At 69.4% G+C, this 11,958-nt stretch carries 13 protein-coding genes; 7 read left to right on the plus strand and 6 right to left on the minus strand.

Going from position 1 to position 11,958, the window contains the following annotated elements:
* Positions 1-78: 78 nt before the first annotated feature.
* Positions 79-1,356, plus strand: a complete 1,278-nt coding sequence (locus B5D37_RS07485) for an acetyl-CoA C-acetyltransferase (RefSeq protein ID WP_078758103.1) — start codon at positions 79-81, stop codon at positions 1,354-1,356.
* Between the two features lie 57 nt (positions 1,357-1,413).
* Here the strand turns inward: B5D37_RS07485 and B5D37_RS07490 are convergent, their stop codons facing one another.
* From B5D37_RS07490 to B5D37_RS07500, 3 genes are read right to left on the minus strand one after another with little or no spacing between them, the layout of a single operon-like run.
* A complete protein-coding gene (locus B5D37_RS07490; RefSeq protein ID WP_078758104.1) occupies positions 1,414-2,679 on the minus strand; it encodes a heme biosynthesis protein HemY in 1,266 nt (421 codons plus the stop codon).
* Entirely contained in the window at positions 2,676-3,665 is a 990-nt protein-coding gene (locus B5D37_RS07495; protein WP_078758105.1) for a uroporphyrinogen-III C-methyltransferase, read from the minus strand. Before B5D37_RS07495 ends, B5D37_RS07490 begins: the two co-directional genes overlap by 4 nt.
* A 33-nt stretch (positions 3,666-3,698) precedes the next feature.
* Positions 3,699-4,493: a uroporphyrinogen-III synthase gene (locus tag B5D37_RS07500; protein WP_078758175.1), complete on the minus strand. Its 795-nt coding sequence runs from the start codon at positions 4,491-4,493 to the stop codon at positions 3,699-3,701.
* Positions 4,494-4,566: 73 nt separating this feature from the next.
* Between B5D37_RS07500 and B5D37_RS07505 the strand changes: the two genes are divergently transcribed.
* The 5 genes from B5D37_RS07505 (at position 4,567) to B5D37_RS07525 (ending at position 7,651) form a co-directional block, all read left to right on the plus strand.
* The gene (locus B5D37_RS07505; protein WP_078758106.1) at positions 4,567-5,022 is read left to right on the plus strand and encodes a YiiD C-terminal domain-containing protein; all 456 of its coding nucleotides are present in this window, start codon (positions 4,567-4,569) and stop codon (positions 5,020-5,022) included.
* 47 nt (positions 5,023-5,069) lie between these two features.
* Positions 5,070-5,483 (plus strand): hypothetical protein, encoded by a 414-nt coding sequence (locus B5D37_RS07510; RefSeq protein WP_078758107.1) that lies wholly within the window; start codon positions 5,070-5,072, stop codon positions 5,481-5,483.
* Between the two features lie 90 nt (positions 5,484-5,573).
* A complete protein-coding gene (locus B5D37_RS07515) occupies positions 5,574-6,011 on the plus strand; it encodes a rhodanese-like domain-containing protein (RefSeq protein WP_143814203.1) in 438 nt (145 codons plus the stop codon).
* Between the two features lie 65 nt (positions 6,012-6,076).
* Entirely contained in the window at positions 6,077-6,604 is a 528-nt protein-coding gene (gene secB / locus B5D37_RS07520) for a protein-export chaperone SecB (protein ID WP_078758108.1), read from the plus strand.
* A 6-nt stretch (positions 6,605-6,610) separates the two neighbouring features.
* A complete protein-coding gene (locus B5D37_RS07525) occupies positions 6,611-7,651 on the plus strand; it encodes an NAD(P)H-dependent glycerol-3-phosphate dehydrogenase (RefSeq protein WP_078758109.1) in 1,041 nt (346 codons plus the stop codon).
* Between the two features lie 81 nt (positions 7,652-7,732).
* Here the strand turns inward: B5D37_RS07525 and B5D37_RS07530 are convergent, their stop codons facing one another.
* A complete protein-coding gene (locus B5D37_RS07530) occupies positions 7,733-8,311 on the minus strand; it encodes a hypothetical protein (RefSeq protein WP_078758110.1) in 579 nt (192 codons plus the stop codon).
* A gap of 168 nt (positions 8,312-8,479) precedes the next feature.
* Complete coding sequence (locus B5D37_RS07535) at positions 8,480-9,076, minus strand: outer membrane beta-barrel protein (RefSeq protein ID WP_078758111.1); 597 nt, start codon at positions 9,074-9,076, stop codon at positions 8,480-8,482.
* A 279-nt stretch (positions 9,077-9,355) separates the two neighbouring features.
* Here B5D37_RS07535 and glk point away from each other — a divergent pair, with 279 nt between their 5' ends.
* Positions 9,356-10,348 carry a glucokinase gene (glk, locus tag B5D37_RS07540; protein WP_078758112.1) on the plus strand — a complete coding sequence of 331 codons (993 nt, stop codon included), beginning with the start codon at positions 9,356-9,358 and terminating at the stop codon, positions 10,346-10,348.
* Between the two features lie 18 nt (positions 10,349-10,366).
* On the opposite strand, the gene B5D37_RS07545 is transcribed toward glk, so the two are convergent.
* Positions 10,367-11,938 carry an AbgT family transporter gene (locus B5D37_RS07545; RefSeq protein ID WP_078758113.1) on the minus strand — a complete coding sequence of 524 codons (1,572 nt, stop codon included), beginning with the start codon at positions 11,936-11,938 and terminating at the stop codon, positions 10,367-10,369.
* Positions 11,939-11,958 lie beyond the last annotated feature (20 nt).

Here is an 11,958-nt window from a genome sequence, read left to right on the forward strand (position 1 = left end):
CCCGCAGCAGCCCGGCGGGCTTCCTGCACGCCACGCATTCCGGCCCCCGGGCCGCCATGCGCAGACCGAGGTGATCCGATGCGACCTGTCCGTCCCGTTGCCGTGCTTGGCGGAGTCCGTATTCCGTTCTGCAGGCAGAACACCGCCTATGCGGATGTCGGCAACCTGGGGATGTCGGTGCGCACGCTCGGGGCGCTGGTCGAAAAATACGGCCTGCACGGCCAGCAACTGGGCGAAGTGGCGATGGGTGCGGTGATCAAGCACTCCAGCGACTGGAACCTCGGCCGCGAGGCGGCGCTGTCGTCGGGCCTGTCGGCGCTGACACCCGGCATCACCCTGCAGCGTGCCTGCGGGACCTCGCTGGATTCGATCATCACGGTCGGCAACAAGATCGCCACCGGCCAGATCGAAGCCGGCATCGGCGGCGGTTCCGACTCCACCTCCGACGTGCCGATCGTCTACGGCAAGGTGCTCCGGCGCCGCCTGCTGGCCGCGGCCGCCGCCAGGGGGTTCAAGGAAAAGCTGGCGCAGTTCCGCGGCTTCTCCTTCGGCGAGCTGAAGCCCGAGTTCCCGGGCGTCGCCGAGCCGCGTACCGGCAAGTCGATGGGCGAGCACTGCGAGGACATGGCCAAGGAATGGAACATCTCCCGCGATTCCCAGGACGAATGGGCGCTGTCGTCCCACCAGAAGCTCGCCGCCGCCTACGAGCGCGGTTTCTTCGATGACCTCGTGGTCAGCTTCCGCGGTGTCTCGCGGGACAACAACCTGCGCCCCGACAGCAGCCTGGAGAAGATGGCGACGCTGAAGCCGGCGTTCGACCGAAGCTCGGGCCGCGGCACGCTGACGGCGGCCAACTCCACCCCACTCACCGACGGCGCGGCCGCCTGCCTGCTGGCCTCCGACGAATGGGCGCAGGCACATGGCCACGAGGTGCTGTGCCACCTGCGCGATTCTCAGTCCGCCGCGGTCGACTTCGTGCATGGCGAGGGGCTGCTGATGGCGCCGACCGTGGCGGTGCCGCAGATGCTGGCGCGCAACGGACTGTCGCTGCAGGACTTCGACTTCTACGAGATCCACGAAGCCTTCGCCGCGCAGGTGCTGTGCACGCTGCGGGCGTGGGAGAGCGAGGAATACTGCCGCAACCGCCTCGGCCTCGCGGCGCCGCTGGGTCGCATCGATCCGGCGAAGATCAACCCCAATGGCTCCTCGCTGGCGACCGGCCATCCGTTCGCGGCGACCGGTGCACGCATCATCGCCACCGCGGCCAAGGAGCTGAAGGCGCGCGGCGGCGGTCGTTGCCTGGTGTCGATCTGCACCGCCGGCGGCATGGGCGTGGTCGCGATCTTGGAGCGCTGACCGCGAGGGTTGCGTGCACCGCCGGACCGTCCGTCCGGCGGTGCAGCGCCTGACCCGTCATTCGCGCAGGCGTGGCATCCCGTGCTCGTCGCGTTCCTCGGTGACCGCTTCGTCGTAGATGCGCGAGCGCATGTCGCGCCCCGGGAGTTCGGTCACCGGCTCTCCACGGCTGGCCCGCAGGGCGTTGCCGTAGCACAGCCGCGCGCGCGGCTCGTCGCCGCCCTGCGCGAATCCGTGGCCCAGCTCTTCCCACGCTTCGGCGTTGGCGCCCTGAGCCAGCGCGCGGTGCAGGTAAGCCTCGGCCTGCGGCCACTGTCCCTTGGCGCGGTGCAGCCGGGCCAGGGTCAGCAACAGGCCCGGACTGGCGGGGTGGGCGTCCAGCCAACCTTCCGCACGCTCCAGCCGCGCGTCGATCCGGCCGATCTGCAGCCGGCCATACAGCGTGGCGAGCGATTCGTCCCAGCGTTCGTCCAGCGCGGTTTCCACGCTGCGGGCCGCGGCTTCTTCCCAGCGCAACGCCGCGGCACGTTCGGCGTAGGCGGCCACGGCGACCGGGTCGGTCCGCAGCGGTGCCGGCAACGATTCCCAGCGGTCGGCGAGCACGTTGGCGTCGGCGGCCTCGCGCAGGCCGGCCTGCGCCCAGTCACGTTCCAGTGCATCCAGGCGCGCCGGTGGCAACGCCTGCTGCTGGCGCATCGGCCCGAGCAGGGCATAGGCGTCGCCGGCACGGTCGAGGGCGGCCAGTGCGTGCGCACGCAGCGCCAGTCCACGCGGCGGCAACGGCTGCACGTTCGGTGCGTCCAGCAAGGCGAGGGCTTCGGCGGGCTTGCCGGCAGCGAGCGCGAGCTCGGCCGATACCACCGCGCGGCTGGCCGGGTGCGTCCCGCCCAGGGTGTCCAGGTACTGGTGGGCCTGCGCAGCGTCACCGCGGGAGGCCGCGGCGCGGGCGGCACCGAGGCTCGCCAGCTTCGCCACGCCGTCGGATTCCGGATCGGGCGCGCGGGCGGTTTCGCCGAGCAGCTTTTCCGCACGCGTCCAATGGCCGAGCTCAAGCGCGTCGAGGCCGTCGACGAAGCGCGCCCTGGCGGCACGCTCACGCCTGCGCCGCAGCGTCTGGAACGGCAGGGTGAACATCTTCCATACCAGCCACAGTGCGAGCAGCGCGCCCAGCCCGATCAGCACCGCCGCCGCCAGGGTGGTGGTGTAATCCATGCCGCGGTAGCGCACCAGCACGTAGCCGGGGTCCTGCACCAGCAGTTGCGCCACCAGCGCGCCGACCAGGGCCAGCACAATCCAGAACAACAGGTTTCGGAACAGGTTCATTCAACGGACTCCTTGCCGGGCGCACGCATCTGGCGCAACTGGGCGAGTGTGGTGCCGAGGGTCGGAACCGAAAGTGAAAGCGGCATCGCTTCGATCGCGCGCAGTTCCTCCAACCCGGCCTGTACCGAGGCGCCATCGCCTCCCAGGCGCTCGAGCCAGCCGCGTGCGCGCCGCAATGCGGTGTGCCAGCCGGCCGCGTCGCGGCGCTCGGCCGCGGCGCGTGCCAGGCTGAGCTCCAGCTGGAGTGCCGCGCGCGCGGCGGTGACGTCGGCCGGCTGTACCGCGACGCTGTCGCTGCTCGACTGCACCTCCACGATCCCGCCGAAGGCCCGCTGCCACCAGGGACGCGTGGGCGCTGGCGCCGGCGCGCCGGTGCGTGCCCGGTCAAGCGATTGCTCGAAGCGCTCCAGGCGCAGGAGCGCTGCTTCGCGCGGATCCTCGCCCAGTGCTTCCAGCGCCGCCCTCTCCTGTTGCAGCGTCTGGCGCACGCTCAGGTAGGCAGGGTCATCGACGCCCTCCAACACGCCGCCGGCCAGCGCGTAAGCGCGGCGCGCGCCCTCCAGGTCACCGGCCAGCTGCAGGCGGCGCTGGCCCATCACCAGCAGGAGTTCGGCCTCGTCCAGACGCAGGGCCTGGGCCCCATGCCGGTCCGGGTCCGCGAAACGCGCGAAGCTGTCTTCGATGATCGCCGAACGCTGTCCCAGCCCGAGCAGCTCGTCGCGCAGGATGCGGTTGGTGGCGTCGGCCTGCTGCAGGCGTTGTGCCTGCGCGCGGTGGTCGTCCTTGATCGCGTCGATACGCGCGGCCATTGCGTCCAGGCGCAGCTCCGTGGGGTCGGCCGCAAGCTCGCGTGCCTGGCGCGCCTGCCATGCCTGCCACGCCGACCAACCCGCCGCGGCCGCGGCCCCGAGCAGGACGAGTGCCAGCAGCCACGGCAGCCAGGAGCCGCGTCGGCGGGGAGACGGATCGTCGGGGCTGGTGGACACGGCGCGGCACGAAGGGTGTGGGGACCCGCCATGCTAACGGATGCCGCGGTCTCCGGCGGCCGTGCCGAGGATCCTCGCGGCCGCACGCGCGAGATCCGCCGGGCGGGCGCTGTCGGCGATCGTCGTCTTCGGGAAACCGGACGCGCGGGTCAGCTCGCCCAGACGTTCGCTGGCGGCCACCACGTGCAGGCGCTGCAGGCGCTCCGCGATGTCGGCCGGCACCGCGGCAAGCAGCCGCTGCAGCGCTTCGCCGCTGGAGACCGCCAGCACTGCCGGGGCATCGAGCGTCCGCAGCTTCGCCAGCGTGCGGGCCGTGACCGGCACCGGCTCGCGTCGGTACACGTCTGCGCGGATGATCGTCGCGCCGCGCTGCGCGAGCGCCGGCGCGAGCATGCCGCGTCCGCCGGGGGCGGTGACCAGCCCCACCGCCAAACCGTCCAGCTGCTGGAGCGCGGGCAGGTCGAGCAGGCCCTCGCTGTCCATGCGCCGCGGCGCGGCGACGTCGACCACGCCCGCTTTCCGCAAGGCGGCCGCCGTTCCACTCCCTACGGCCAACCAGTGCTGGCCAGCGGCCGCGCGTAATGGCAGGAGCGCGGCCGCGGCGCGTACCGCTGCCGGGCTGGTGAACAGCACCCGTGGCGCGGCCAGGGCCCGTCGCAACACATCGCGCACCCCATCGCCCCCGAGCATCTCCAGCCGCCACGGAGCCGCGCCAACCACCCGGCCGCCGAAGCGTTCGACCGCGCTGCGCAATGGGCCGTGCTCACCCTGCGGGCGCAGCGAGATCACGTACCATGCGGGCGCCCGCGCGTGCTTGTCTTCCGGCATCGCCCCAGCATACCGGCGCCGCGCCATCGCGGGCCGGTCGCATCCCTTCCCCCGCTCCGGATCCGCCTCCTCCATGCCCCATGCCGACGCGCTGCAACGCCTCCTCCACCATTACCAGTCGATGCCCCCGGTGGCCTCGATGGGCATCGCCATCGCCGGATACGACGGCCAGGCCCTGCGCCTGACCGCGCCGCTGGACCGCCACGTCAACGACAAGGGCTGCGCGTTCGGCGGCAGCCTCGCATCGATCATGACGCTCGCCTGTTGGGGCCTGGTGTCGCTGCAGGTCGAGGCAGCCGGCATCGAGGCGGACGTCTTCGTCGCCGACAGCCAGGTCCGTTACCTCGCCCCGCTGTTCGGGGACCTCGAGGCGATCGCGCGCCTGGGCGGCGATTCCACTTGGCCCGGCTTCGTCGCCACCCTGCGCCAGCGCGGCCGGGCGAGGGCGCACCTGACCGCCACCGTGCCGCTGGCAGACGGACGCGTGGCCACCGACTTCACCGCCCGCTTCGTCGCGATCGCCAAATAGCGGCAAAGCCTCGTTAGGATGTGCCCCTTCCTTCAACGGGATATCCCATGCGCCTGCTGACCGTTCTTCTGGTGACCTGCCTCGGCCTCCTGGCCGGGTGTGCAAGCTCGCCTTCTGCGACCGACGCGCTGGACGAATCGCAGTACGCGTGGTCGGGCGCAATCCGGTGGGGTGACTTCGAGGGGGCGGAGAGCCTGGTGGATCCGGATGTGAGGACGGAGCAGGTCGTCACCGATCTGGAGATGAAGCGTTACGAGCAGATCCAGGTGTCGTACTACCGGACCGGGGGATCCAGTCGCAATGTCGACGCTGGCACCGCCGTGCGCGACGTGGAAATCGGCGTCATCAACCGCCATACGATGGCTGAGCGCGTGGTGAAGTACCGCGAGCAATGGCGTTGGGACGAAGAAGCCGGCATCTGGTGGAACACCAGCGGCCTGCCCGACCTGTGGGCGGAATAGGTCTGCCGCGCCACCGCCCGGAACGGCGTTCTTTGCACCGCCCGCGGGGGTGGGCGACAATCGCCGCCCCGTTGCCCTCGCCGTGATCACGTGACCGTCCAAGAACTGCTGGCCTTCGCCGGCCGCCATCCCTATCTGTCGCTGGCGCTGGTCGGCCTCACCGTGGCACTGGTCTATACCGAGCTGGCCCGTGTCTTCCGTGGCTACAAGGGGCTGCGCCCCGCGGAGCTCACGGCGCTGATCAACCGCGAGAACGCGCTGGTCATCGACATGTCCCCGAGCACCGACTACGCCAAGGGCCACATCGCCGGCAGCAAGTCGGTGCTGCCCAGCCAGTTCGACCCGGAGAGCAAGTCACTGGCGGCCGCCAAGGCGCTGCCGGTGGTGGTGGTCTGCCGTACCGGCATGACCGCCGGCGGGGCCGCCAAGCGGCTGAAGAAGGCCGGTTTCGAGCAGGTCTACGTGCTCGAAGGCGGCATCCAGGCCTGGCAGCAGGCCGACCTGCCCCTGGTCAAGGGCCGCAACTGACCGTCCGGGCGCCGTCCGGCCGCGTGCCATAATTCCCTTTTTCCGCCATACGCTGGAGACATCCGATGTCCGACGAAACCCCCAACGGCGCCGCGGCGCCGGCCGAAGCCGCCACCGATACGCCCCAGGGCCCGGCTTTCACCGTCGAGAAGATCTACGCCAAGGACGTCTCCTTCGAAGTACCGGGCGCCCCTGCCGTCTTCAACGAGCAGGCCCAGCCCCAGCTGCAGATGAACCTCAACCAGAGCGTGCAGCGCCTGGGCGACAACGCCTATGAAGTGGTGCTCACCCTGACCCTGACCTGCAACGCCAACGAGAAGCCGTTGTACGTGGTGGAAGTGAAGCAGGCCGGCGTGTTCGGCATCAGCGGTTTCGAGGCTGCCCAGCTGGACGCGATGCTCGGCACCCACTGCCCGAACGTGCTGTACCCGTATGCGCGCCAGCTGATCAGCTCGCTGGTCCAGGCCGGTGGCTTCCCGCCGTTCTTCCTGCAGCCGATCAACTTCGAGGCGCTGTACGCCGAAGGCCTCCGCCAGCGTGCCGCCAAGCAGGCCGGCGACCTGAACACCGCCGAGACCGCGGGCAACGCCTGAGTCCGCATGCAGAACCGTCCGAGCGAGGGCGGCGCCCTGCGCGTCGCCGTACTGGGCGCGGGCTCATGGGGCACCGCGCTCGCTGCACTGATCGCGCGCCACGCACACCAGGTGGTGCTCTGGGGCCGTGACGCCGCCGGCGTGGCCGCCATCGACGGCGAGCACCGCAATCCGCGCTACCTGCCGGGCATCGCGCTGCCGGAGTCCCTGCGCGCAACCACGGACATGGCCGCCTCCCTTGCAGGGGCCGACCTGGTGCTGGTCGTGGTGCCGTCCCATGCCTTCGCCGAGACCCTCCAGGCCCTGGCGCCGCATCGGCCCGCGGCCGCCGGCGTGGCCTGGGCGAGCAAGGGCTTCGAGCCGGGCAGCGGGCGATTCCTCCACGAAGTCGCTGCCGAAGTACTCGGCGAGGACGTGCCGCTGGCGGTGGTGACAGGGCCTTCCTTCGCCAAGGAGGTCGCGCTGGGGCTGCCGACCGCGCTCACGGTGCATTCCGATCAGGCCACGTTCGCCGAAACGGTCGCGGGGGTCCTCCATGGCCCCAGCTTCCGCGCCTATACCGGTGATGACATGCTCGGGGCCGAGCTCGGCGGCGCGATGAAGAACGTGCTCGCCGTTGCCACCGGCGTCGCCGACGGCATGGACCTGGGACTGAATGCCCGGGCCGGGCTGATCACCCGCGGCCTGAACGAAATGCTGCGCCTCAACCGCGCGCTGGGCGGTGAGCCGGAAACGCTGATGGGCCTGGCCGGCCTCGGTGACCTGGTGCTGACCTGCACCGGTGACCTGTCGCGCAACCGGCGGTTGGGCCTGGCGCTGGGCCGCGGCCAGCCGATCGACGAAGCGATCAAGGCCATCGGCCAAGTGGTCGAATCGCTGCAGACCGCCGACGAGGTGATGCGCCTGGCGCGGCGCCACGATGTCGAGCTGCCCATCGCCGAAGCCGTCTACGCCGTGCTGCATGGGGAGATCACCCCGGCGGAGGGGCTGGCGCAACTCATGGCGCGCGAGCGAAAGGCGGAATATCCGACCGCGCTTTTCGGCTGAGTCCCCGCGACCGCAATACGCGCGACTGCCCACAAAAAAACCCGGCCAATGCCGGGTTTTTTGTTGGGCGCGTTTGCTCGGTCAGAAGCTGGCGCGGACACCCACCATGTACTTCGTGGTGTCGGCGTCTTCGACCAGCTCGCCGCTCTCGATCTCGGCGAAGATCCCCCAGGTGGGGTTGAACTTGAACTGCACGCCGACCAGGCCCGAGAGCGAGCCGTCCAGGTCCCCGCCATCGTTGTAGCTGGCCTTGACCCAGCCTTCGAGGTTGTCGCCGGCCATGCCGCGGAAGCCAGCGCTGACGCGGCCGCCGTCCAGCGTGGCCGAACCCAGGCCGCCGATCTCGATGTCGTGGCGCAGGTAGCCGATCTCGGCAATGAAGTCGGCGCGCTCGCCAACCGGGGTGTGCACGCCCAGGCCGAACTGGCCTTCTTCGAGCTCCACGTCGAAATCGTCGCCTTCCACCGAGGAGTAGCCGCCGAACAGGTACAGGCTCTGCGATACCGCGGCGGAGCCGCGCAGCTGGAAGCCGTCGCCGGTCTCGCCTTCCAGGTCCACGTGGGCATAGCCGGCCTCGACGTAGTTGTATGCGATGCCGTCGGCGTTGGCGGCGAAGGGCGCGATGGCCAGCAACAGGGCGGCAGCCAGTGACTTCTTCATTCTCTTGGTTCCTTCCGTAATTGGGCCGCTGATGCGGCGGCGCATTTAACGAAAATTTCACCGTCATTGCAAGCTAAAAAAGAGCCCGGCCGGAGCCGGGCTCTATCGCGACGTTTCGGGGGAGAGAGAGATCGTCGCTGTAACGCTGTAACGCTGTAACGCTGGAGATCAGAACGTGATGCGCGGACCGATGAAGTATTGGGTGTCGCCGTCGGTGAATTTGACGTCGCCGCTCAGGCCCCACATCGGGTTGAACTTCACTTGGGCGCCGAGGCGGCCGTAGAAGTCGCCGTCGTAGTCGCTGCCGCCGTCGGCATATCCGGCAAGCGCATAACCCTCGAGGTTCGTGGTCAGCGCACCGCGGACACCGGCCTCGACGCTGTAGCCGTTGAAGCTGTTGTCGAATTCGTCCTCGAAACGCTCGTAGGCGACCCGGGTCAGCAGGTCGGCGCGCGGAGAGATTTCGTGGTTGTAACCAACACCCAGCCGCATCTCGTCGATCTCGACACCTTCGAAGCCTTGGCCGTCGACGGCGAAATCTTCGGTCTTCTGGCCGGAGTAGCCGCCGAACAGGTGAAAGTTCGGGGCGATCGCTGCCGAGCCATTGATGGCCCAGCCATCAGCGCGATCAATGTCGAGGAGGTTGTCGTCCACCTCGGTAGCGGCATAACCCGCCTCGACGTAGTTGTACGACACGCCATCCGCGGCGGACGCCGCGAACGGCAGGGCGGCAAGCAGGGTCAGGGCAAGCAAGGACTTCTTCATGGGGTCTTGGCCTCTTATGGGTTCGGTCGGCCGCGGTCGCCATGGGCGGCGCCTCGACTCGCCAGCGCAGTATCCCGGGAGCGGCCAAATCCCCACTGAACTGTGAAGTTTTCGGTATGGGGATCTACATCCCCCATTCATATTTGCCGGACACCGCCTCCACGAGGCGCTGAGGCCAGCGCGATATGGTGGGAAACTTGCGAAACGGGTTGCCGCCGAATTGACCTCCATGCTGCTTGATCCAACCGAACCCAGAGGCTTCATCCCGAGGTGCTGCATATGAGCGCCGCTCCCTCTCCAGCGTCCGGCTCCTTTGCACTTGTCGCCGATATCGGCGGTACCAACGCGCGGTTTGCCCTGACCGATACGGCGGCGGATATCCCGCAACTGCTGCATCCGCGCACGCTGGAGAACGCGTCCTTCGGCAGTCTGCAGCACGCCGCGGAGCACTACCTGGCATCGCTGGACGTCCGCCCTGCCCGCGCCGCCATCGCACTCGCCTGTCCGGTGCACGGCGAGGAGATCCGACTCACCAACCGCGCCTGGTCGTTCAGCCGGAGCGAGCTGCGCCGGTCGCTCGGTCTCGACGACCTGCTGTTGTTGAACGATTTCGGCGCCGTGGCCTGGGCGATCCCCGCATTGCTGCCGGAGGACCGGGTTGCCCTTTACGGACCAGAGCGCGAGGTGCTGGAGGGGCCAGTAACGGTACTCGGGCCTGGCACCGGGTTCGGCGTGGGCCTGCTGGTCGGCAGCGATGCGCAGGGCTGGCACGTGGTGGAAACGGAGGGCGGGCACGTCGCCTTCGCGCCGCTGGACGAAGAGGAGCGGACCATCGCGCGCTGGCTGGACGCTCGGCATGGCCGGACCTCCTACGAGCGTCTGCTCTCAGGTGAAGGACTCTCATCCATCGACGCGGTATTGCGCGGCGGCGAGGGCAGCGCGATGCGCAGTCCGGCCGAGGTGGTCGCGGCCGCCCTCGACGGCCATGACGTCGTGGCGCGGCGCACGCTTGCACGGTTCTGCGCAGTGCTGGGCAGCGTGGCCGGCGACGTGGCGCTGGCGCATGGCGCCCGTACGTTGATGATCGCCGGCGGCATCGTGCCGCGCTTTCTCCCGTTCCTGCGCAGCAGCGAGTTCCGCGAGCGCTTCCTGGCCAAGGGCCGATTCGCCGCCTACCTGGAGTCGGTATCGGTGCAGGTGGTGACCCATCCCAACCCGGGCCTGCTTGGCGCAGCCGTCGCGCTGCGCCATCTCGCTCCCGCCGCCGGCTGATACCCGGCAGGCACCCGGTCAGGTCGCGGGGATGTACTCCAGCGGCGACCCCGGGCCGATCGGCCAGCCCATGGCCATCCAGATCGCGAACAGCACGGTCCAGCCGGCCAGGAAGGTCATCGAGTAAGGCAGCATCACCGCCACCACGGTGCCGATGCCGGCCTTGGGCTCGTAACGCTGCAGGAAGGCGATGATCAGCGCGAAGTAGCTCATCATCGGCGAGATGATGTTGGTGACCGAGTCGCCGATGCGGTATCCGATCTGGGTGAGCTCGGGCGAGTAGCCCAGCAGCATGAACATCGGGATGAAGACCGGCGCCATCAGCGCCCACTTGGCCGAAGCCGAGCCCATGAACAGGTTCGCCAGCGCGGTGAGCACGATGAAACCGGCGAACAGCACCACCCCCGGCAACTGCAGCTGCGTGAGCAGCCCCGCGCCATTGACCGCGAAGATCAGGCCCAGCTGGGTCCAGTTGAAGAACGCCACGAACTGGGCGGCGAAGAAGGTCAGCACCAGGTAGATGCCCAGCGTGCTCATGCTCTTGCCCATGCCGTTGATGACGTCGGCATCGCTCTTGATGGTGCCCGCGCCGATGCCGTAGGCCACGCCCGCCACCACGCCGTAGATGAAGATCAGCGCGACGATGCCCCGCAGGAACGGCGAGTTCAGCAGGTCGCCGGTCTCGGCATCACGCAGGAAGCCATCGGCCGGGATCGTGCCCCACATCACCAGCGCCGTCAGGGCGCCCGTCGCCACCAGGGCGAACAGCAGGCCGCGCTTTTCCGAGGCGCTCATCGGTTCGATGTCTTCGCTGCCGTCGTCCTTCGGCGCGTCGGGGAAGCGCCGGGCCACGAAGCGCTCGGTGACCCACCAGCCCAGCCCGGTGACCAGGAAGGTCGAGACGATCATGAAGTACCAGTTCGCCGCCGGGCTGACGGTGTAGGCCGGGTCGATGATGCGCGCCGCTTCCTGCGACAGGCCGGCGAGCAGCGGATCGATCGTGCCCAGCAGCAGGTTGGCCGAGTAGCCGCCCGAGACGCCGGCGAACGCGGCCGCCATGCCCAGGATCGGGTGCCGGCGTGCGGCCAGGAACACCAGCCCGGCCAGCGGCACCAGCAGTACGTAGCCAATCTCGCTGGCCATGTTCGACATGACGCCGGCGAACACCATCACCGGGGTCAGCAGGAAACGCGGCGCCGCCAGCACCAGCTGCCGCAGCGCCGCACCGATCAGGCCGGAGTGCTCCGCCACGCCGATGCCGATCAACGACACCAGCACCGTGCCCAGCGGCGCGAAGCTGGTGAAGTTGGTGACCAGCCCGGTGAGGATGCGATGCAGCCCGTCCACGCTCACCAGGTTCACCGGCGTGATGATCTCGCCGGTGGTGGGGTGCTGCACCGACAGCGCGAACTGCGAGGCCACCCACGACAGCAGCACCACCACCATCGCCAGGATCGCGAACAGCGTGGCGGGGTGGGGCAGTGCATTGCCGCCACGCTCGACCACGGTCAGGAAACGGTCGATGGCGCTGCTGCGGCCCGGGGAGGGCGGGGTCGGGGCGGGCGGGGTCGGCGGGGCCGGGCTGTTCATCTCGCGGGCGGTCCTTTCGG

It is taken from the genome of Lysobacter spongiicola DSM 21749 (assembly GCF_900167055.1).
Classification (GTDB): Bacteria; Pseudomonadota; Gammaproteobacteria; order Xanthomonadales; family Xanthomonadaceae; genus Novilysobacter; species Novilysobacter spongiicola.

Bases quoted from the DNA above. Each gene is read 5' to 3' on its own strand.
- B5D37_RS07485 (WP_078758103.1), top strand. From the start codon at position 79: ATGCGACCTGTCCGTCCCGTTGCCGTGCTTGGCGGAGTCCGTATTCCG.
- B5D37_RS07490 (WP_078758104.1), bottom strand. From the start codon at position 2,679: ATGAACCTGTTCCGAAACCTGTTGTTCTGGATTGTGCTGGCCCTGGTC.
- B5D37_RS07500 (WP_078758175.1), bottom strand. From the start codon at position 4,493: ATGCCGGAAGACAAGCACGCGCGGGCGCCCGCATGGTACGTGATCTCG.
- B5D37_RS07505 (WP_078758106.1), top strand. From the start codon at position 4,567: ATGCCCCATGCCGACGCGCTGCAACGCCTCCTCCACCATTACCAGTCG.
- B5D37_RS07510 (WP_078758107.1), top strand. From the start codon at position 5,070: ATGCGCCTGCTGACCGTTCTTCTGGTGACCTGCCTCGGCCTCCTGGCC.
- secB (WP_078758108.1), top strand. From the start codon at position 6,077: ATGTCCGACGAAACCCCCAACGGCGCCGCGGCGCCGGCCGAAGCCGCC.
- B5D37_RS07525 (WP_078758109.1), top strand. From the start codon at position 6,611: ATGCAGAACCGTCCGAGCGAGGGCGGCGCCCTGCGCGTCGCCGTACTG.
- B5D37_RS07530 (WP_078758110.1), bottom strand. From the start codon at position 8,311: ATGAAGAAGTCACTGGCTGCCGCCCTGTTGCTGGCCATCGCGCCCTTC.
- B5D37_RS07535 (WP_078758111.1), bottom strand. From the start codon at position 9,076: ATGAAGAAGTCCTTGCTTGCCCTGACCCTGCTTGCCGCCCTGCCGTTC.
- glk (WP_078758112.1), top strand. From the start codon at position 9,356: ATGAGCGCCGCTCCCTCTCCAGCGTCCGGCTCCTTTGCACTTGTCGCC.
- B5D37_RS07545 (WP_078758113.1), bottom strand. From the start codon at position 11,938: ATGAACAGCCCGGCCCCGCCGACCCCGCCCGCCCCGACCCCGCCCTCC.